Below are 19,639 nucleotides of genomic sequence, written 5' to 3' on the forward strand. Positions count from 1 at the left end.
CCGATGACGCGGCGTGCCTTCGTCCGATAGGGTGACGGCCGGTTGATGCCGCATCGCTACGGGAGGGCCGCGATGGGTTCGATCGCGCAGTTTCTTGGGCGAGCGGTGGATTTGCATCGGCAGGCCGCGTCGTTGCTACTTGACGCGGAAGCGGCGGTCGGAGGGCTGGAGAATGACCAGTTCGCGGGTGCGGCGGCCGATGGTGAACTGCGGCGACTGGTAGCTCAGTTGCAGGCCGTGGCCCAAGCCGGTCTGCCCGGCTGGCTCGGCATGCCACTCGACGGGCGGATCGTCAGCATCCTTCGGGCGTCGGCTCGATCAACGCCTTGCTGTGGCTAGTTTCCGCAGGTGGCGAGCGGCTTCGGTGAGGTCGGCGAAGGTCGCGGCGGGGAGCAGCCGGTCGCAGAACCCGAGGGCGGCGGCCATGCCGCCCACACTCGGGGCGAATCCCGGCACGCCGGCGCGAGGGTTCAACCACAGGATTCGGTACGCGCGGCGGCGCAACCGAGCCATCGCGGCGGTCATCGCGGCGGGTGGATCGCTGTCCCAGCCGTCCGAGGCGATCAGGACCACGCCGCCGCGGACCGCGTTGCCGTGGTGGGAGTCCAGCAGGGCGGCGATGTTGGCGGCTATCCGGGTGCCGCCGAAACGGTCGGCGACCGCGGCGCCGGCCTGGTCGACGGCCTCCCGGGGGGACGTGTGGCGCAGTGGGACGGTCAGGCGGGTGAGGCGGGTGGCGAACGCGAACACCTCGGCGTCGGCGACCGTCGTGAACGCGCGCATCATCTGCAGGTAGGCGGCCGCCTGGGCGCGCATCGACTCGCTCACGTCGCAGAGCAGGACCACCCGGCGAGGGCGGGCGACCGGGCGCTCCCGTACCACCGTGATCGCCTCCCAGCCGGTGCGGCGGGCCCGGGCGATGGTAGGACGCAACGCCACCCGGCGGCCGGTGGGATCGGGACTGTGGCGGCGGCTGCGGCGCTGGGGCCAGTGGGTCAGGGCGGCCCGCAACGCCTCGCCGAGGGCTGCGGTCTGGGCCTGGTCGAGGTCCTCGAACGGGCTTGCGGCGAGGGCCGCGAGGGCGCTGGGGCGCGGCTCGGGCAGGTGGGTCTCATCGTCGCCGGTGGATGGCCCGCCGGCGGACACGATGGTGGGCAGGGTGGCCCAGGGCAGGCCTTCGCCTCCGGCGGCGGGCTCGTCGCCGGTTCCCGGGACGGTGACATGCACGCCGTCGTCACGGCGATTCGGGGGTACGGCGGAACGGGTCAACGGCAACGGCGGGCCACCGTCGAAGACCGTCGCGAAGACGCGGTCGAAGATTGCCAGGTCGGCGTGGCGGCGGACCACTGCCACCCGGGCCGTCCAGTACAGAATGCTCCGGGACGCCGGCGGGCTGACCGCCAAGGCCCGGACCAGGTCGTCGGTTTCGGTGAGGCCGGCCGGCAGGCCCGCACGGCGCAGCCGGGCCACGAACGCTACGGCGAACGCGGCCCGGTCGGTGCCCCGGAGCAGTCCCGGGGCGGGCTCAGTCGCGGGCAACGAACCAGACGATGACAGCGGCGGCGGCCACCACGACACCGACGGCTACCGGGATGACCCGCTTGTAGATCGAACCGCCGGCGATGTCGAGCAGATCGAGCGGCTCCGGCTCCTCGCTCCGCACGAACCGCCCGGTGGACGCGGTAGCCGCGTCCACCGGGGCGGCGGCCACCGGAGCAGCAGCCGTCGAGGCGCCGACAGCGGCAGGTGCGGCGGCATCGCCCCGTGCAGTGGCAGCCTCGGCAGCGGCCGCCGGCAGATCGGCAATCGGGGTGCGCAGCGGCGCGACCGGCTCCGGCGTGCCCTCCGCCACCTCGATCCTGCCTGCCGCCGGCTCCACCTCGCCCGCGGAAGGATCCGGCACGACCGGTGGGGCAGGAGCGGCGCCGGGCTCGAGGGCAGACGCCGGAGCGGCCGCGGCCAGCGGCACCGCACTGCCCGGCGCGGTGCCGACAGCGGCGGTGCCGGATGTCGCGGAAACATCAGCGGCAGCGGCGGGCAGGTCCGCATTCGGGGTACGGAGCGGCGCGACCGGCTCCGGCGTGCCCACCGCCGTCTCGATCCGGCCCGCCGCCTGCTCCACCTCACCTGCGGATGGATCCGGAACGACCGGCGAAGCCGAAGCAGCCGGCGAAGCTGGAGCGGCCGGAGCCGCGCCCGGCTCCATCACGGCGGCGAGGGCCGGATCCGGATCGGTAACGGGAGTGGGTTCGGGGTGGGGAACGGCAGCGGGACCAGACGTGGAGGTGGAGGTGGAGGCAGCAGCGGGAGCCGGGTTCGAGGCGGAACCTGGATCGCCGGCAGGAGCGGGGTCGGCGGCGAGCTTGGCTTCGAGGTTGGTGACGAACTGGGCCAGCAGCTTCGCCGACACCTCCTTGATCATGCCGCTGCCGAACTGGGCCAGCTTGCCGCTGATCTTCAGGTCGGTGTCGACGGCGACCTTGGTGCTGTTCTCGCCGTCGGCCGTCAGGGCGGCGCTGATCACGGCGGCCGCGTTGCCGGCGGAGCGGGCGTCGCGGCCCTTGGCGTCGATGACCGCACGGTAAGCGGTGGGGTCCTTCTCGACGAAGCGGGCGGTTCCGGAGAAGTCCGAGATCACCGGGCCGACCTTGACCTTCACTCTGCCCTGGTAGATCTCGCCGTCGACGCCGGTGAGCCGGGCGCCGGGCATGCACCGGGCGACGCCTTCGAGGTCGGTCAGCACCCTCCAGGCCTGGTCGATCGGGATCGGCACGGTGAACTCGTTGGTGATCTTCAATGGACTCTCCTGACTTGCGGCCGCAACGACGGTTGCGGCATCAGCGAGGAATCGCGGCGAAAGCGAGGGGTCACAGCGGAGGCGGAGATGCAGCGGAAGCGAGTGTGCGGCGACAGCGGACATCCAGGCGGAAGGGATGTGGGGCGGGAGCGTTGGGTCACGGCGTCGGCGGAGCCATCGGCCCACCGGCCGGCGATCCGACACCCGCGGACGACGACGCGGACGACGGGGCGGACGGCGAAGCGGACGGCAGGGCGCCGCCGATCAGATCGCGGTCGTCGGGGGTCTTGGCGATGGCGCCGATCGTGCGCAGCACATCCCCGGCCACCAGTTCGGTGACGCCGAGCGCCGCCAGCGCCGAGACCCAGTCGATCGTCTCCGCCAGCCCGGGCGCCTTGTCCAGGTCGAGCCCCCGCACCCGGCCGATGAACTCGCACGCGTCGCGGATGAGCGGGTCGGAGGCGCCCTCGACCGCGCGACGCACGATCGACGCCGCACGGTCCGGGGTGGGAAAGGGAATCCAGTGGTAGAGGCATCGGCGGCGCAGCGCGTCGTGCAGGTCGCGGCTGCGGTTGGAGGTCAGCACGACGACCGGCGGCCGGGTCGCGGCGAAGGTGCCGAGCTCGGGGATGGTGACGGCGGCCTCGCCGAGGAACTCGAAGAGCAGTGCCTCGAACTCGTCGTCAGCCCGGTCGATCTCGTCGATCAGCAGGACGGGCGCGGTCGGCCCGTCGTGTCGGACAGCGCGCAGGATGGGCCGTTCCTGCAGGAACTCGGTGGTGAACAGGGAACTGTCATCCAGTGCGGCGCCGTGGGACTCGGCGAGCCGGATGTGCAGGAGCTGGCGCTGGTAGTTCCACTCGTACAGGGCTTCGCCGGCGGTCAGCCCCTCGTAGCACTGCAGCCGGAGGAACGGGGTGTCGAGGGCCTGGGCGAGGGCTTTGGCGGCCGCGGTCTTGCCGACTCCGGGTTCGCCCTCGAGCAGCAGCGGCTTGCCGAGCCGCAGGGCCAGGAAGATCGCCATGGCGAGGCCGTCGTCGGCCAGGTAGTCGACGGCGTCCAGGCGCTGGATGACCTCTTCAGGATTGTTCACTCGACAGCAGCCGTTCGTAGTCGTCGATGGTGTCCACGTCGATCGGCACGGCGCCGGCGGCGTCCATCTCGGTCACCGGGTGCCGGCCGGAGTGCAGCAGTCTCCACACCGCCTTGTCGCCGTGCGGGTTCGCCAGTTCATGGAAGACCGAGCGGTGGAACAGGAACGGGTGCCCGAGGCCGTCGGCATAGCGGCACACCCCGAGGGGCGCGGAGAGCAGAGAAAGGCGGCGGACGTCGTACGGGCGGACCAGCGGCTGGTCGCCGAGGAGCAGAACGAGCCGTTCCGATGAGACGAAAGGAATCGCCGAACTGATCGACGAGCCGCAGCCGGTGGAGAACGAAGGGTTCTCGATCACCCGTACCCCGGAAAGGTCGACGGTGGCCCGGATCTCCTCGGCCGAAGCGCCGACGGTGACCAGCAGTTCGTCGAAGCCGCAGGCCCGGGCCATGTCGAGGGTCGCGTCGAGCAGCGTGCGGCCGCGGAACGGCAACAGCTGCTTGGCCCGGCCGAGCCGCCGCGAGCCACCCGCGGCCAGCACCAGACCCCTGACCGTCATGACCGACCGCACCGCGGCGAAGCAAGGGCCAGGAGGTCATGACCGGAAGGCCCGGTCATGACGTTCGGCCGCGTGTGTGCTTCTCGAGGCAGCCGGGGCAGCAGAACCAGAAGTCCTCGCCGTCGACGACGCCGTGCGGCGTCTCCGGGCCGATGACCACGGTCATTCCGCAGGCGGGATCGACGGCGGTGGCCGCGGGGACTTCCGGAGGAGCAGTGGTGGCCGGCCCGACGGGCAGGGTCGGGCCGGCCACGAATTCGGGCCCGGTTTTCGCGAGGGCGGCGGCCTCGGCATGGGCCGCGGCCTTCGGCGCGGGCGTCACCGCGGGCGCGGCGAGGCCGCCGGTCCGCATTTCCCGGACCACTTCCGCCAGCACCGACAGGGCGATCTCCTTGGGAGTACGGGCACCGATGTCGATTCCGGCGTGCGGGCGGATCCGGGCGCGCTCGTCGGCGGTCAGGCCCATCGCGTCGAGCAGGAGCGCTGCCCGGCGGTAGCCGGCGACCAGCGCGATGTGGGCGACCGACGCGTCCAGGGCTGCCCGGATGGCCTGTTCCTCGTCGCGGCCGAGCCCGGCCACGACCACCGCCGTGGCGCCCGGACAGGTGGACGTCACCGTGAAGTCGAGGAATTCGGCGAGGGCGGCGACGGCCGTACCGATGGGGGTGTCTCCGGTGACCGCGATCAGCGGTTTCGGCAGCACCGGCCGCAGGAAGATCTCGATGGCCCCGCCGGAGTGGCAGGGGTTGACGACGACGCGCGCGCCGGGGGTGTCCGGGAATGCGGCCGAGTCCTCGGGCAGCACCCGCAGCAGGACGGTGTTGCCGTCGCGCAGCGTGTCCATGGCCGCGGCCCGCACCGACGTCTCCGCGCAGACGCCGCCGACGAAGCCCTCGATGGATCCGTCGGCGAGGATCACGGCGTCGTCGCCGGCCCGGGCGGAGGTGGGTTCCTGTGCGCGGACGACGGTGGCGTGCACGAACGGCCGGCGCGCGACGGTCAGCTCATGCGCCCGATCGGCGATCGGCGTCATCGCGTACTCCTCATGAAGGTCTGCGGGGGGGCGGCGGGGGGCCCGGGGGGGGGGGGGGGCCCCCCGGGGGGGTGGGGGGGGGGGGGGGGGGGGGGGGGCGCGGCCGGCCGTTCGGGGAGGGGCGTCAGCGCTTACCCCTCTTTCCGGCCTGGGGGGGGCCGCCGGGGGCCACGGGTGGGGCGTGGCCCCCGGCGGGGGAATGCCTAGATCGGCGGGGTGGCCTGGCCGCGCATGGCGTCCCACACCCGGCTGGGGGTGAGCGGCATGTCGGCGTGCCGGACGCCGAACGGTTTGAGCGCGTCGACGACCGCGTTGACGATCGCCGGCGGCGATCCGACGGTGGCCGACTCGCCGACGCCCTTGGCGCCGATCGGGTGGTGCGGCGACGGGGTGACCGTGAAGCCGGTCTCCCAGTCGGGCACCTCCAGGGCGGTGGGGAGGAGGTAGTCCATCAGCGAGGCGCCGAGGCAGTTGCCGTCTTCGTCGAAGGAGATCATCTCCATCAGGGCCATCCCGACGCCGTCGGTGAGACCGCCGTGGACCTGCCCCTCGATGATCATCGGGTTGATCCGGGTGCCGCAGTCGTCGACCGCGATGAACCGGCGGACCTTGACCTCGGCGGTGCCGGGGTCGACGTCGACGACGCAGATGTACGCCCCGTGCGGGTAGGTCAGGTTCGACGGGTTGTAGCAGATCTGCGCCTCGAGACCGCCCTCGACACCGTCCGGCAGGTCGCCCGCGCCGTGCGCCCGGAACGCGATGTCCTGGATCGTGACCGACATGCCGGGGTCGCCCTTGACCTGGAACGAGCCTTTGACCCAGTCCAGGTCGGCGACCGACACCTCGAGCATCGCCGAGGCGATCAGTTTCGCCTTGTCGCGCACTTTGCGGGCCACCAGGGCGGCCGCGGCGCCGGAGACCGGGGTGGACCGGCTGCCGTAGGTGCCGAGACCGAAGGGGGTGTTGTCGGTGTCGCCGTGCACCACGTCGATGTCGGCCGGCGGGATGCCCAGCTCCTCGGCGATGATCTGGGCGAACGTGGTCTCGTGTCCCTGGCCCTGTGTCTTCACCGAGAGCCGCACGACGGCCTTGCCGGTCGGGTGGACCCGCAGCTCGCAGCCGTCGGCCATGCCCAGGCCGAGGATGTCCATATTCTTGCGCGGGCCGGCGCCGACCGCCTCGGTGAAGAACGAGATGCCGATGCCCATCAACTCGCCCCGGGCACGCTTCTCGGCCTGCTCCTTGCGCAGCTCGTCGTAACCGGCCATCTCCATGGCGAGGCGCATGGTGGGCTCGTAGTTCCCGGAGTCGTACACCCAGCCGGTCTTGGTGGTGTAGGGGAACTGCTCGGGCTGGATGAAGTTCTTCAGCCGCAGCTCGGCCGGGTCCATCTGCAGCTCGTAGGCGAGCACGTCGACGATCCGCTCGACCAGGTAGACGGCCTCGGTGATGCGGAACGAGCAGGCGTACGCGACACCGCCCGGCGCCTTGTTGGTGTAGACGGCGGTCATCTTGCAGTGCGCGGCCTGCAGGTCGTAACTGCCGGTGAAGACGCCGAAGAAGCCGGCCGGGTACTTCACCGGGGCGGCCGTGCCGTTGAAGGCGCCGTGGTCGGCCAGCACGTTCGTACGAATCGCGAGGATCTTGCCCTCGTTCGTCGCCGCGATCTCCGCGCGCATGATGTAGTCGCGGGCGAAGCCGGTGCTGATCAGGTTCTCCGAGCGGTCCTCCATCCACTTCACCGGTTTGCCGGTGACGATGGAGCCGACGATGGAGTGCACGTAACCGGGGTAGATCGGCACCTTGTTGCCGAAGCCGCCGCCGATGTCCGGCGCGATCACCTGGATCTTGTGCTCCGGGATGCCGGCGACGATGGCGTAGAGGGTGCGGTGCGCGTGCGGGGCCTGGGTGGTCGACCAGAGCTTGAGCTTGCCCTCGACCGGGTCGAAGTCGGCGACCGAGCCGCACGTCTCCATCGGGGCCGGGTGCACACGCGGGTAGACGATGTCCTCGGTGACGATGACGTCGGCGGAGGCGAAGACCCGGTCGGTCTCGGCCTCGTCGCCGGTCTCCCAGTCGAAGACGTGGTTGTTCGTCTTGCCTTCGAGGTCGGTGCGGATGATCGGGGCGTCCGGCTCCAGCGCCTTGCGGACGTCGATGACCGGATCGAGCACGTCGTACTCGACGTCGATCAGTTCGAGCGCGTCGCGGGCCTGGTACCGGTCCTCGGCGACGACGAACGCGACCTCCTGGCCCTGGAAGCGCACCTTGTCGGTGGCCAGCACGGCCTGCACGTCGTTGGACAGGGTCGGCATCCAGGCCAGGCCGAGGCCCTTCAGGGTCTCGCCGGTGACGACGGCCTTCACACCGGGCGACGCCTCGGCCGCGCTGGTGTCGATGCTGACGATGGTGGCGTGCGCGAACGGCGACCGCAGGATCGCCAGGTGCAGCATGCCGGGCAGTTGCACGTCGTCGACGAACCGGCCCCGGCCGCGCAGCAGGCGGGCGTCCTCCTTGCGGAGCATCCGGCCGAAACCGATCGGCTTCTGGTCGTTGTCGTCGAACTCGGTGAGTTTGGCGTCCTGTGTCGTGCTCACTGGGCCGCCACCTCCTGCTGTTCCCGGGCCGAAGTAGCCTCGTGGACCGCGGCCCAGCGGACCGAGCGGATGATCGAGGAGTAACCGGTGCAGCGGCAGATCTGGCCGGAGATGGCCTCGCGGATCTCGCCCTCGGTCGGGTCCGGGTTCTTGTCGAGCAGCGCCCGGCAGGTCATCAGCATGCCCGGCGTGCAGAAACCGCACTGCAGACCGTGGCACTGCCGGAAGCCCTCCTGGATCGGGTCCAGCTCGGCGCCGTCGGCCAGGTCCTCGACGGTGCGCACCTCGTGGCCGCCGGCCATCGCGGCGAGCACGGTGCACGACTTGACGGGCTCACCGTCCATCCACACCACGCACACGCCGCAGTTGCTGGTGTCGCAGCCCCAGTGGGTGCCGGTCAGGCCGAGCACGTCGCGCAGGAAGTGCACGAGCAGCATGCGGCCTTCGATCTCACGGGAGTACTCGACCCCGTTGACGGTCATCGTGACCTGCATGAGTTCAGCTCCTCGCCCGTTCCACGGCCTTACGGAGGGTGCGCCGGGTCAGCTCGTCCGCCAGGTGCCGCTTGTAGCCGGCGCTGCCGCGGGAGTCGGTGACCGGGTCGCAGCTGCGCGCGGCGATCGCGCCGGCCAGCTCGTACAGGCTCTCGTCGGGCTCGTGCCCGCGCAGCGCCGCCGAGATCTCCGGGAGGCCGGTGGTGTTCGGGCCGACCGCGGCCAGCCCCACCCGGGCGTCGCGGATGCGGCCGCCGTCCAGCCACACGGCGGCGCCCGCGGAGACCACGGCCCAGTCGCCGGCACGGCGCTCGACCTTGGCGTACGCGCTGCCGACCGGGAGGTTCTTGCGGGGGATCCGGATCTCGGTGAGGATCTCGTTGTCCGCGACGGCCGTCTCATAGGGCCCGACGTAGAACTGCTCCATGGTGACGAGCCGCTCGGAGCCGCCCGGGCCCCGGATGACACAGCTCGCGTCCAGGGTCGTGCAGACCGCCGACAGGTCCTCCGACGGGTCGGCCTGGCAGAGCGAGCCGCCGAGCGTGCCACGGTTGCGCACGACCGGGTCGGCGATCACCTTCTCCGCGTCCGCGAAGATCGGGAACACATCGGCCAGGACATCCGATTCCAGCAGCTCACGATGCCGGGTCATGGCCCCGATCCGCACCTCATCGTCGCTGAGCCTGATGTAGCCGAGCTCGGTGTGCAGATCGTTGATGTCGATGAGGTATTCGAAGTTGGCGAGCCGGAGCTTCATCATCGGCAGCAGACTGTGGCCACCGGCTACCAGCCGCGCCGAACCACCCAGACGTTCCAGCAGCCCAATGGCTTGATCCACGCTTGTGGCACGTTCGTATTCGAATGGAGCCGGCACCTGCACCCTGCACCTCCAGCGAGTCGCGCAGACCCTCCCGCCCTCGGCGTCCAATGTCAACAGCGACCTAAGGGATGTCTTAAGTCGCCGTTGACTACCGAAAGATGATCACGGAAGGTGCTGGGATGCGCGAGATCGTGGACGGCCTGCTGGCCTGGCGGGCCGCCGGTGTCGATTTCGCCGTGGCCACGGTGGTGCGCACCTGGCGGTCGGCGCCCCGGCAGCCGGGCGCGGCCATGGCCGTCAACGAGCACGGCGAGGTCATCGGCAGCGTCTCCGGCGGCTGCGTCGAAGGCGCCGTCTACGCGGCGGCGCAGGACGTGCTCGCGAGCGGGAAAGCCCAGTCCCAGACGTACGGCGTCAGCGACGGTGACGCCTTCGAAGTGGGCCTGACCTGCGGCGGAACCATCGAAGTCATGATCCAGCCGTCCTCGGCCATGCCGTTGGCCGACGCCCTTCTGCCGGACATCGCCGCCGGCCGGCCGGTCGCCACCGTCTCCCTGCCCGGCGCGCAGCTGGTGGTGTGGCCCGACCGGGCCGACGGCACCCTCGGCGACCTCTCACTCGACCGCGTCGCCGCCGAGCAGGCGCGTGGGCTGCTCGCGCACGGCCGCAGCGCCGTCGTCACGGCCTGTGAGAAGGAGGTCTTCGTCCAGTCCTGGGCCGCACCCGCTCGCATGATCGTCTTCGGGGCGATCGACTTCGCGGCGGCGGTCGCCCGGATCGGCAAGTTCCTCGGCTACCAGGTCACCGTCTGCGACGCCCGGGGCGTCTTCGCCACACCGGCCCGCTTCCCCGACGCCGACGAGGTGGTGGTCGAGTGGCCGCACCGCTATCTCGAGTCGACCCACGTCGACGAGCGGACCGTGCTGTGCGTGCTGACCCACGACCCGAAGTTCGACATTCCACTGCTGCGGGTCGCTCTGCACACCTCGGCCCGCTACATCGGCGCCATGGGCAGCCGCCGCACCTGCGCGGACCGGGTGCGGCGGCTTCGCGAGGAGGGCGTCTCCGAGGCCGCCCTCTCCCGCCTGCGCGCCCCGATCGGCCTGGACCTGGGCGCTCGCACTCCGGAGGAGACCGCCGTGGCGGTGGCCGCCGAGATCGTCGCCCTGTCGTGGGGCGGCTCGGGCAGCCCGCTCACCGACCTGACCGCCCCGATCCACGGCCCCGCCTGACTCCCGGCCGGGCCTGCCGAGTCCTCCCGTCGGCCGCCCCGGCCGGCCCACGGCGCGGCCGGGCCGGTGTCAGCGGTCGGGCCGGTGTCAGCGGTCGGCGAGAACCTCGGTGATCACGTGCTCGTGCTCGGCGGCCAGATCCGCATCGCCGTCGGCGAGGGCGCCGGTGAGGACCAGCATCGCCTTCCACAGCGCCCAGCCGCGGGCGCGCGCCCACATGCCCTCGTCCTGAGCGACGGCCCGCCGGAACGCCTCGCGGCTGTCGCCGGCGAACGTGGTCCAGGCGATGACCAGGTCGCAGGCGGGGTCGCCGACGCCGGCCGTGCCGAAGTCGATCACCGCGGCCAGCCGGCCGTCCACCACCAGCAGGTTTCCCGGGGCGATGTCGCCGTGGAACCACACCGGGCGCCCACGCCAGGGCGCCTCCAGCGCCGCCGCCCACACCCGGGCGGCGTGAGCGGTGTCGATCCGGCCGGTCAGCGCCGTCAGGCAACGGCGGGTCTCCTCGTCATAGGAGGCCGGGGAACAGCCGCGGTGGAAACTGTGCGCGCCCGCGCCTGGCCCTCCGGTGGCGTCACACCGCTGCAGCGCCCGGATGAACCCGGCCACCTGCCGGGCGAACCCCGGCATGTCGGGGATCCGCTCGGGCGCGGCGGTCTCGCCGGGCAGCCAGCCACGCACCGACCAGGGGAACGGGTAGCCCTCCCCCGGCTCGCCCGTCGCCAGGATCGACGGGATCGTGACCGGCAGGTGTGGCGCCAGTCGCGGCAGCCACGCGTTCTCCTTGGCCACCGCCGGGACGTAGCCGTCCGCGGTGGGCAGGCGCACGGTCATGTCGTCGCCGAGCCGGTAGGTGCGGTTGTCCCAGCCGTCCACCGCGACCGGTGTCACCGGCAGGCCGCTCCATCGGGGGAACTGGGCCGCGATCAGCCGCCGCACGAGAGCCGCGTCGATGCCGGCCCGTCCGTCGGCGATGTTCGTCGTCACGCCCGGATCATCGTCGCCGGGCCCGGGTCCGCCAACCGATTTAGGCGCCGTCGCGTGGGTCGCCCGAGGTCGCGGCGTGGTCCAGGCGGGCGGCCGCCGACGGGCGCCGCCCCTCGGCCACCGTCGTCCACCAGGTGAGGACGCGGTCGACGACCGGGCCGGGATGACGGGCCCAGGAGGTGTGGTCGTTGCTCGCTCCGGGCGGCACGTCGGCGTCGCGGTAGAGCCAGGTGGTGAGGCTCTGCGGCGCGACGAGGCGGGCGGCGAAACGCTTGACGGCGATCTCCGGGGCCAGCCGGTCGCCTTCCAGCGCGACCACCAGTGACGGCGTGGTGATCGGTGTGGCCGAGGGGAACGGGGTGCGGCCGGTGCGGGCCATCCGGGCCCACTCCCGCATCAGGGTCCGGGCACCCGGGCCGCCGAACGCGGGCTTGGGCAGGAAGCCGAACAGACCGGTCAGCACGGGCACGATCAGCGAGCCCATGATCAGCAGGTGCGGGCCGCCGCGCGGGTAGTCCCGGTGGAACGGCAGGCAGCCGCCCACGGTGACCAGGCCGTCCGCCGGCGGGTGGCTGTGCTGGTGTCCCACCGCGAGCTGGGCACCGAGGCTGTGGCCGAGAAGAATCACGGGCCGGTCCGGCGCCTCCGCCCGTGCCGCGGCGACCGCCCGTGCCATCTCGTCGACCTCGTCGCCGTACGACCAGTCGTGGCCGCGCGACGCCGGCGGTGAGTCCGGTTCGAACCCCCGGCGGGGCAGTGCCCGCGCGTCCCAGCCGCGGGCCCGGAACGCCTCGGCGAGCGGCCGGTAGTAGCGGGATCCGATTCCCATCGCGGACGACACCAGGACGAGAGGGGCTGGCTGCGTCATGTTCGTCCCTGTCTGCGGCGGCCGACCGCTCTGTTACCGACCGGTATCAGCAATCTTCGGGAGCGGGCGCCGGACGACAAGAGGTTATGGCGCACATCACGAAGGCGCCGAGTGGCCGAAGGTCCGGGTGGCCCGGCCGGAAAGCCGGGCCACCCGGGAGACGTCAGCCGGTGACGTCAGTCGAGAACGGCGGTGGCGGTGCCGGCCGCGACCGTGCGGTTGCCCTCACGGACGGCGAAGCCCAGGCCGGGCTCCAGCGCGACCGGACGGCCCAGCGTGACCGTCACCTCGTCCAGGGTGTCGCCCGGCATGACCAGGTCACGGTCGCCGAGGTCCATCCCGCCGGACACGTCGGTGGTGTGGAAGTAGAACTGCGGCCGGTAGTCCGCCGCGAACGGCGTGTGCCGGCCACCCTCGGCGCTCGTCAGGGCGTACATCCGCGCCGTAAAGACCCGGTGCGGCCGCACGCTGCCGGGCGCGGCGAGGACCTGGCCCCGCTGCACCTGCTCGCGCTTGACCCCGCGGAGCAGGACGGCGGCGTTGTCACCGGCCTGCGCCGACTCCAGAACCTTGCCGAACGTCTCCAGCCCGGTGGCGACGCTGGCGACGGTCGGGCCGAGGCCGACCACCTCGACGGCCTCACCGGCGCGCAGTTCGCCACGCTCGACCTTGCCGGTGACGACCGTGCCACGACCGCTGATCGACAGCACGTTCTCGATCGGCATCAGGAACGGCTCGCCCAGCTCACGCGGCGGGACCGGCACGTAGCCGTCGACCGCGTCGAGCAGTTCGACGATCGACGCCACCCAGCGCGGGTCGCCTTCGAGCGCCTTGAGAGCGCTGACCCGGACCACCGGCACCTCGTCGCCGGGGAATCCGTAGGCCGACAGCAGCTCGCGGACCTCCAGCTCGACCAGGTCGAGCAGCTCCGGGTCGTCGACGGCGTCGCTCTTGTTGAGCGCGACCACCAGGTGCGGCACGCCGACCCGCTGGGCGAGCAGCACGTGCTCGCGGGTCTGCGGCATCGACCCGTCCTGCGCCGACACGACCAGGATCGCGCCGTCCACCTGCGCCGCCCCCGTGATCATGTTCTTCACGTAGTCGGCGTGGCCGGGCATGTCGACGTGGGCGTAGTGGCGGTGGGCGGTCTCGTACTCGACGTGGGCGATGGTGATGGTGATGCCGCGGGCGGCCTCTTCCGGGGCCTTGTCGATCCCCTCGAACGCGACGTACCGGTTGGAGACCGGGTCGCGGTCGGCGAGGACCTTGGTGATCGCGGCGGTCAGGGTCGTCTTGCCGTGGTCGACGTGACCCATCGTGCCGATGTTCAGGTGCGGCTTCGTACGGATGAACTGGCTCTTGGCCATGGTTGATCAATCCTCACTGGATGCGAGGCGTGGGGGTGGTGCACGTCCCGATGCCAGCCGGGCCGCGCCAGAACCGCGCACGGAGCAGCCACCCCTCCCCTGGGTTCTGCTGCTGGTGGGGAGGGGTCAGAGTCGCGAATCAGCGCCCGGAAGAACGCACACGGGAGCCACCACGAGAGGCAGCTGCAAACCGGGCGCGAACATGAACAGCACGGTAGGCCCCCACCCTCGGCCGCGCTACCGGTTTTCCGCTCCCACGCCGGTCTCGGCGAACCGGCGGCTCGGCCGGCGCGCCGGATGTCCCCGGCCGGCTCCGACCCACCGGTTCGTCGATTTAAGGATCTTTAAGGTTCCCGCCCGATCCAGGCCTGCGGGAGGTCCCGTAGTTCTCGGTACTGCATCGAGGCAGCACTGACGGCGAAGGAGCGGAGCATGTATCGCACCCGGCGGAACAAGATGTCCGGCACCACCCGCAAGGTGATCATCGGACTGTCCACGGTGACTCTGGCAGGGGGCGCGTTCGCCGTCAGCACGGGACTGAGCAGCGCGGCGGAGAGCTGCGCCGGTCTGGACCAGGCACTGCGCCAGAACCTCCAGTTCATCGCGGCTCAGCAGGCGAACCCGGACGCGCAGTCCGCGGCGCGGATCGCCAACCGGCAGGCGGTCGTCGATCTGATCAACCAGCGACGCGGGGCCGCCGGGTGCACCGCGGACGTAGCCGGCGAGGTGGCACAGCCGGCTCCCGCCCAGCCGGAGCAGAAGCAGCCGGAGGCCGCGCCGACGACGGCCGCGCCCGCGGCTGAGGCCGGCGCGGCCGGCGACGTGGTCTGCGCGGGCTCGACCGTCACGCTCTCCGGCGAGGGCGGCGCGCCGGCCGCATCGAGCGGCGACTTCCCGATCGGCACCGTCCTGAAGGTCACCAACCTGGACAACAGCAAGAGCATCACCGTCGAGGTGGCCTCGGCGTCGGGCAGCTGCATCCTGCTCAACAACGCCGCGTTCGAGCAGGTGCGCGAGCCGGGCAAGTTCCTGATCCGGCGCGCGGTCATCGAACGCGTCGGATGACGTCCGGGCCGGGCCACCGCCGGGCGGCCCGGCCCCGACCCCGGTCACGCCGACCCCGGTCACGCCGGCCGGGGGATCGCCGGCCGGGGGATCGCCGGCCGGGTGAGGCCGGATGCCGTCGAGGACGACCGGGTCGCTTCTGACGGTGGCGCGGGATCGGTCATGCGGCCACGATCTTCTTGGCGACCTCCACCCGGTTGCGCCCTCGGCGCTTGGCCGTGTAGAGGGCCGCATCGGCCGCCGCCAGCAGAGCGCCCGGATCCTGTTCGCCGCTGGAGTCGGCCAGGCCCGCGCTGAAGGTCACCGAGAAGCAGGCGTCGCCGACGGCCACGGGCGTATTCGCCAACTGTTGCCGCAGCGCGTCGACGCGCTGCCCAGCGCTGTGCGGCTCGGCGTCGAAGAAGACCATGACGAACTCCTCGCCGCCGTACCGGGCGACGATGTCGTCACCGATGTCCTCGGTGAGAAGGCGGCCGACGTGGCAGAGAACCTCGTCGCCGACGTGGTGCCCGTACGTGTCGTTGATGTTCTTGAAGTGATCGATGTCGAGAATGGCGAGGGCGAACGGGGGTCGGCCGCCGTCCATCGCCTGGCGCATCGCGGTCATGAGGAACCGCCGGTTGTGCAGACCGGTCAGTGGGTCTCGCAAGGCCTGCTCGGCGAGGTCGGCCCGGAGCAGCTCAATGGTGTGAAGCTGACTGCGCAGTTGTGTATTCACCCGCTCCAGCTCGTCGCGCTGCCGGTCGGACGCACGCTGTCGCCGATTGGCCTCCGTGCTGTCGCGGACGACGAACGTCCAGCCGAGGTGACCCGCCTGCGGGTCGTCGAGCACACTGACCCGCACGTTGAGATCGATGCCGCTGCCGAGGGCGTCCACCACGTCGTTCTCGGGCCCGATGTCGCCGAGTCGCTGCACGCCCGGGAACGTGTTGACCGGCAGGCCGACGAGAGTCTTCGGAAGCCCCGCGATCAGCCGCCGGGCCAGCCGGTCCGCTGTCCGGTTCAGGTCGATGACGCGACCGGTGACATCCACCACGATCACCGCGTCGTCGATGGTGTCGAGCACCCACTGCCGCGCCACGGGAACGAGGTCCACGAACACCCGCCGGGCCAGGCCCCAGAGAAGCAGAGCGGTGGAGAAGGAGAACAGCACGGGGGTGGGATCGACGACGGGGACGGGTGCGACGTTCACCAGGATGTTGACGATGGGCGCGGGCAGCACCACGGCGAGCACCAGGTCGAGCACCCGCCGGTGGGTATGCGACGCATGCCGGCGCGCAGCGATCAGGCGCGCCAGCGTCGTGATGACAAGGACGTTGGAATAGGCCACATGCACCCAGAACAGCGGACCGAACGTCGTCGCCGGCAAGCCCGCCGGCCCGGGCCGCACCTCGGCCAGGACGAACTGGTGGTGCCACGGATTCGTCACGACCGCCGCCACCACCAGCACGGGTTCGACGGCGAGTAGCGCGACGAGGCGCCGCGACGGTTTCCATCGCCGGTCGATCACCGCGCTGCAGAAGCAGTACAGGCCGGCGACGGCCGCGCAGACACCCGGGAAGATCGCCGCCTTGAACAGCACGATGAGCGCCGGGTCGTCGGACAACAGGCCGCACAGATCGGCGGCCGACCAGAGCAGCGTCCCGCCGCATGCGACCACGAGGACGCGCACCGCCACGCCGGAGTGCCGCCGACGCCAGCTCGCGGCGGTCGCGGCCGCGGCGACGAGGGTGGAGAGAGCGAACATGACCTCCATCGCGTACCGCCACATCACCGAGCTCTCGCCTCCCCTCCCGTCCTCTTTCGTCTCTATCGGCAGCGCTTCACGGGGAATGAGGGAGATCGGCCGGGCGCCGCCTCAGGGCAGGAGGGGACGGCTCACATCCCAGTGCTCGACGATCAGGCCCTCCTCGAAGCGCCAGATGTCGACCACCGTCTCGGACGGGCCCTCGACCGGGACCAGGGTGTAGTGGGCCACCACGAACCGGGCGTCCGCGATGACGTGCTGGAGATCGAGCCGGGCGCCGGCGATCGGCGAGTTGACGATGAACGCGATCCAGGCGTCCCGGCCGGCCGGCGCGCCCGGGCTGTGCGACACGAAATCCTCTCGGATGATCTCGCGGAGCACTTCGATCTCCCCGGCCGCGAAACGACCGAACGCATCGAGGAACCTTCTCTTGTTCTCTTCAGCGACGTCGATGTCAGTCATGTGCCCACCGTCGCATCGCCCCGGCCCGGTGTCGAGGCGCCTAGCATTGATCGAATCGATCTGTGCCGGGTTGGCGCAAAGTCTGCCCGGACGGCCGGGCGCGGAGCGCCCGGATGGGCAATAAACGATCCCGGGCACCACCGGCAGGCGTTTCCATCGCGCTATCTCCTGCGGCGTCCAACCGCCGAAAGTACGTTTCTCTGCGGCGCCCCTTCCACGCAGGCGACTGGCCGGGCGCGCAATTGACGTGCGAATTCCCAGCAATTTCCAGGAGGCCTACGATGCTGAACGCGATCACCGCCGGAACCATGATGCTGTCGTCCCTGGGCGCGCCGGTCACCGGCGTGCATACCGTTGCGCCGCCACCGGAACACATGACCATCCAGGTGGTGTCGGCGAACGGGTCCGGCTGCCCGGAGGGCTCCGCCGAGGTGAGCGTGTCCCCGGACAACAAGGCGTTCACCATCGCGTACAGCAAGTTCCTCGCGCAAGTGGGGCCGGAGGCGAAGGCCCTGGACTTCCGGAAGCAGTGTCAGCTCTCGCTGAACGTCAACGTGCCGTCGGGCTACACCTACGCGATCGCGCGCGCCGACTACCGCGGGTACGCCCGCCTGGAAGAGGGGGCCAGCGCGACCGAGACGGCGTACTACTACTTCCAGGGCATGCCGACGAACACCCGCAGGCAGCACTACTTCAAGGGATTCATGGACAAGCAGTGGCAGGTCACCGACCAGGTCGCGGTGGAGTCGTTGTCGTTCCTGCCGTGCGGCGATAAAAGGTATCTGAACGTGAACACCGAACTGAAGGTCGACGCCGGCTGGGCCCCGAAGACAACAACCAATTTCATGACCATGGACTCGGCCGACGGCAATCTGGAAACCATCTACCGGGTGTCCTGGCAGGCGTGCCCCGCCTAGGGCCGGTCAGCGTGGGCGGACCAGGCCCGCGTTGAAGGCGGCGATGACCAGTTGAGCGCGGTCACGGGCGGCCAGCTTGGCGAGCAGATGCGTGATGTGGGTCTTCACCGTCTTGGTGGAGATGACCAGAGAGGCCGCGATCTCATCATTCGCGAGACCGTTTCCGATCAGTGCGAGCACCTCCACTTCGCGGGGGGTGAGCCGCCGCAGGGCCCCGGCCGGGCGTTCCGGCCGGGGCGCTGCCACGTAGTGCGCCACCAGCCTGGTCAGGATCGACGGCGCGAACAGCGACTCGCCCCGGCCGGTGCGCCGGACCGCGTCGACCAGATCCTCCGGGCGGGCGTCCTTGAGCAGGAACCCGGACGCCCCGGCCGTCAGCGCCTCGTAGACGTACTCGTCCAGCTCGAACATGCTGAGCACCAGCACCCGGGTGCCGGCCAGGGCCGGATCGGCGCAGATCCGGCGGGTCGCCTCCAAGCCGTCGAGGCCCGGCATCCGCACGTCCATCAGCACCACGTCGGGCCGGGTGGTCCGGGCCCGCAGCACCGCCGCGGCGCCGTCACCGGCCTGCCCGACCACCTCCAGGTCCGGTTCGTGACCGAGGATCACCGCCAGGCTCTGCCGCAGCAGCGGCTGATCATCAACGACCAGGACCTTCATCGGTACGGCCACCCCGCCGGCAACCGCACCATCGGCGTGCCCGGCTGCGCCGCTGCCGCGCGTCATCGTGCCGTCCCGTCGGGGATGCGGGCCACCAGGCGGAACCCGCCGTCCACCGGCTCAGCCGTCAGCGTGCCGCCCAGGCTGCCGACCCGTTCCCGCAGCCCGGCCAGGCCGTGCCCGGCGCCCGGTGTGGGCCGCCAGGCCCCGGCGGGACCGTTGTCGGCGACGCTGACCACCACGACCGGGCCGTCCCGGCGCACCCGCAGCGCCACGTCGGCGGGCCCGGCGTGGCGGGCCGTGTTGGCGAGCCCTTCCCGCACGGTCCGGCAGATCGCGACCTGAACGCCGGACGACACCACGCCGAGCGGCTCGACCGTGAGCCGTGGCCGCAGCCCGGCCCTCTCCGCGGCCCGCACGATGTCCGGCAGCGCCTCCAGGCCCTCCACCGGAGCACGGGGCCCGGGGACGCGCGGGCCGGGCGACGCCGGCTCGCGCAGCACGGTCAGCATCCGGCGCAGCTCGCCGGTCGCGTCCCGGCTGGTCCGCTCGATGTCGTCGAGGGCCGCCCGCATCTCGTCCGACGTGGGCAGGTGCCGGGTCGCCGCCGCCCGCACGGTGATCAGCCCCAGCCCGTGCGACACCAGGTCGTGCAGGTCCCGCGCGATCCGCAGCCGTTCGGCCAGCACCGCCTCGGTGGCCGCCCACTCGGTGAGCCGCCGCTCGTACGCCGCCCGGTCGGTCCGCCACCGCCGCACCGCCCAGACCGCGGCGGTGGCCGCGCCGCCGCCGATCGCCACCGGGATCATCCGGGCCAGTGGTCCCGACGTGCCGACCGTGCACATCGCCATGATCACCACGACGGCGACCACCGCGATGACCGGGACCGCCCGGTTGCGCCATGCGGGGCGCGGATGCGCGTTCACGGGGCCGACTGTATT

19 protein-coding genes are annotated in these 19,639 nt (G+C 71.6%); 4 read left to right on the plus strand and 15 right to left on the minus strand.

Going from position 1 to position 19,639, the window contains the following annotated elements; genetic code table 11:
- The first annotated feature begins 72 nt into the window (after positions 1-72).
- Positions 73-339 (plus strand): hypothetical protein, encoded by a 267-nt coding sequence (locus QLQ12_RS01365; RefSeq protein ID WP_282756556.1) that lies wholly within the window; start codon positions 73-75, stop codon positions 337-339.
- Here QLQ12_RS01365 and QLQ12_RS01370 read toward each other — a convergent pair.
- From QLQ12_RS01370 to QLQ12_RS01405, 8 genes are all read right to left on the minus strand, one after another.
- Positions 319-1,539: a vWA domain-containing protein gene (locus QLQ12_RS01370; RefSeq protein WP_282756558.1), complete on the minus strand. Its 1,221-nt coding sequence runs from the start codon at positions 1,537-1,539 to the stop codon at positions 319-321. The genes QLQ12_RS01365 and QLQ12_RS01370 overlap by 21 nt on opposite strands.
- On the minus strand, positions 1,526-2,797 hold the full coding sequence (locus tag QLQ12_RS01375) for an SRPBCC family protein (RefSeq protein WP_282756560.1): 1,272 nt from the start codon (positions 2,795-2,797) through the stop codon (positions 1,526-1,528). Before QLQ12_RS01375 ends, QLQ12_RS01370 begins: the two co-directional genes overlap by 14 nt.
- A 157-nt stretch (positions 2,798-2,954) precedes the next feature.
- Complete coding sequence (locus tag QLQ12_RS01380) at positions 2,955-3,890, minus strand: AAA family ATPase (protein WP_282756562.1); 936 nt, start codon at positions 3,888-3,890, stop codon at positions 2,955-2,957.
- Positions 3,877-4,449 carry a nucleotidyltransferase family protein gene (locus QLQ12_RS01385; protein ID WP_282756564.1) on the minus strand — a complete coding sequence of 191 codons (573 nt, stop codon included), beginning with the start codon at positions 4,447-4,449 and terminating at the stop codon, positions 3,877-3,879. The genes QLQ12_RS01380 and QLQ12_RS01385 overlap by 14 nt, the downstream gene beginning before the upstream one ends.
- A gap of 55 nt (positions 4,450-4,504) precedes the next feature.
- Entirely contained in the window at positions 4,505-5,482 is a 978-nt protein-coding gene (locus QLQ12_RS01390) for an XdhC family protein (RefSeq protein WP_282756566.1), read from the minus strand.
- A gap of 203 nt (positions 5,483-5,685) precedes the next feature.
- On the minus strand, positions 5,686-8,079 hold the full coding sequence (locus QLQ12_RS01395; RefSeq protein ID WP_282756568.1) for an aerobic carbon-monoxide dehydrogenase large subunit: 2,394 nt from the start codon (positions 8,077-8,079) through the stop codon (positions 5,686-5,688).
- Positions 8,076-8,573: a (2Fe-2S)-binding protein gene (locus tag QLQ12_RS01400; protein ID WP_282756570.1), complete on the minus strand. Its 498-nt coding sequence runs from the start codon at positions 8,571-8,573 to the stop codon at positions 8,076-8,078. The genes QLQ12_RS01395 and QLQ12_RS01400 overlap by 4 nt, the downstream gene beginning before the upstream one ends.
- Positions 8,574-8,577: 4 nt before the next feature.
- A complete protein-coding gene (locus tag QLQ12_RS01405) occupies positions 8,578-9,453 on the minus strand; it encodes an FAD binding domain-containing protein (RefSeq protein WP_282756572.1) in 876 nt (291 codons plus the stop codon).
- A 119-nt stretch (positions 9,454-9,572) separates the two neighbouring features.
- Here QLQ12_RS01405 and QLQ12_RS01410 point away from each other — a divergent pair, with 119 nt between their 5' ends.
- Positions 9,573-10,625, plus strand: coding sequence for an XdhC family protein (locus QLQ12_RS01410; RefSeq protein ID WP_282756574.1), 1,053 nt, complete (start codon positions 9,573-9,575; stop codon positions 10,623-10,625).
- A gap of 87 nt (positions 10,626-10,712) precedes the next feature.
- On the opposite strand, the gene QLQ12_RS01415 is transcribed toward QLQ12_RS01410, so the two are convergent.
- The 3 genes from QLQ12_RS01415 to tuf all read right to left on the minus strand — a co-directional run bounded on the left by QLQ12_RS01415 (position 10,713) and on the right by tuf (position 13,847).
- On the minus strand, positions 10,713-11,612 hold the full coding sequence (locus QLQ12_RS01415; protein ID WP_282756576.1) for an aminoglycoside phosphotransferase family protein: 900 nt from the start codon (positions 11,610-11,612) through the stop codon (positions 10,713-10,715).
- Positions 11,613-11,652: 40 nt separating this feature from the next.
- Positions 11,653-12,480: an alpha/beta fold hydrolase gene (locus tag QLQ12_RS01420; RefSeq protein WP_282756578.1), complete on the minus strand. Its 828-nt coding sequence runs from the start codon at positions 12,478-12,480 to the stop codon at positions 11,653-11,655.
- Between the two features lie 176 nt (positions 12,481-12,656).
- The gene (gene tuf, locus QLQ12_RS01425; protein WP_282756580.1) at positions 12,657-13,847 is read right to left on the minus strand and encodes an elongation factor Tu; all 1,191 of its coding nucleotides are present in this window, start codon (positions 13,845-13,847) and stop codon (positions 12,657-12,659) included.
- A gap of 432 nt (positions 13,848-14,279) precedes the next feature.
- Between tuf and QLQ12_RS01430 the strand changes: the two genes are divergently transcribed.
- A complete protein-coding gene (locus tag QLQ12_RS01430; RefSeq protein WP_282756582.1) occupies positions 14,280-14,912 on the plus strand; it encodes an RlpA-like double-psi beta-barrel domain-containing protein in 633 nt (210 codons plus the stop codon).
- A gap of 160 nt (positions 14,913-15,072) precedes the next feature.
- Here QLQ12_RS01430 and QLQ12_RS01435 read toward each other — a convergent pair whose 3' ends face one another.
- Both QLQ12_RS01435 and QLQ12_RS01440 read right to left on the minus strand, forming a co-directional pair.
- The gene (locus QLQ12_RS01435) at positions 15,073-16,659 is read right to left on the minus strand and encodes a sensor domain-containing diguanylate cyclase (RefSeq protein WP_282756583.1); all 1,587 of its coding nucleotides are present in this window, start codon (positions 16,657-16,659) and stop codon (positions 15,073-15,075) included.
- A 111-nt stretch (positions 16,660-16,770) separates the two neighbouring features.
- Entirely contained in the window at positions 16,771-17,121 is a 351-nt protein-coding gene (locus QLQ12_RS01440; RefSeq protein ID WP_282756585.1) for a nuclear transport factor 2 family protein, read from the minus strand.
- 281 nt (positions 17,122-17,402) lie between these two features.
- On the opposite strand from QLQ12_RS01440, the gene QLQ12_RS01445 reads away from it, so the two are divergent.
- Positions 17,403-18,038: a DUF4360 domain-containing protein gene (locus QLQ12_RS01445; protein WP_282756587.1), complete on the plus strand. Its 636-nt coding sequence runs from the start codon at positions 17,403-17,405 to the stop codon at positions 18,036-18,038.
- Between the two features lie 6 nt (positions 18,039-18,044).
- Here QLQ12_RS01445 and QLQ12_RS01450 read toward each other — a convergent pair whose 3' ends face one another.
- Together QLQ12_RS01450 and QLQ12_RS01455 are read right to left on the minus strand one after the other, a co-directional pair.
- Positions 18,045-18,698, minus strand: coding sequence for a response regulator (locus QLQ12_RS01450; RefSeq protein ID WP_282756902.1), 654 nt, complete (start codon positions 18,696-18,698; stop codon positions 18,045-18,047).
- 62 nt (positions 18,699-18,760) lie between these two features.
- A complete protein-coding gene (locus tag QLQ12_RS01455) occupies positions 18,761-19,624 on the minus strand; it encodes a sensor histidine kinase (RefSeq protein ID WP_282756589.1) in 864 nt (287 codons plus the stop codon).
- Positions 19,625-19,639: the final 15 nt, after the last annotated feature.

This window comes from Actinoplanes sandaracinus (genome assembly GCF_030009775.1).
Classification (GTDB): Bacteria; Actinomycetota; Actinomycetes; order Mycobacteriales; family Micromonosporaceae; genus Actinoplanes; species Actinoplanes sandaracinus.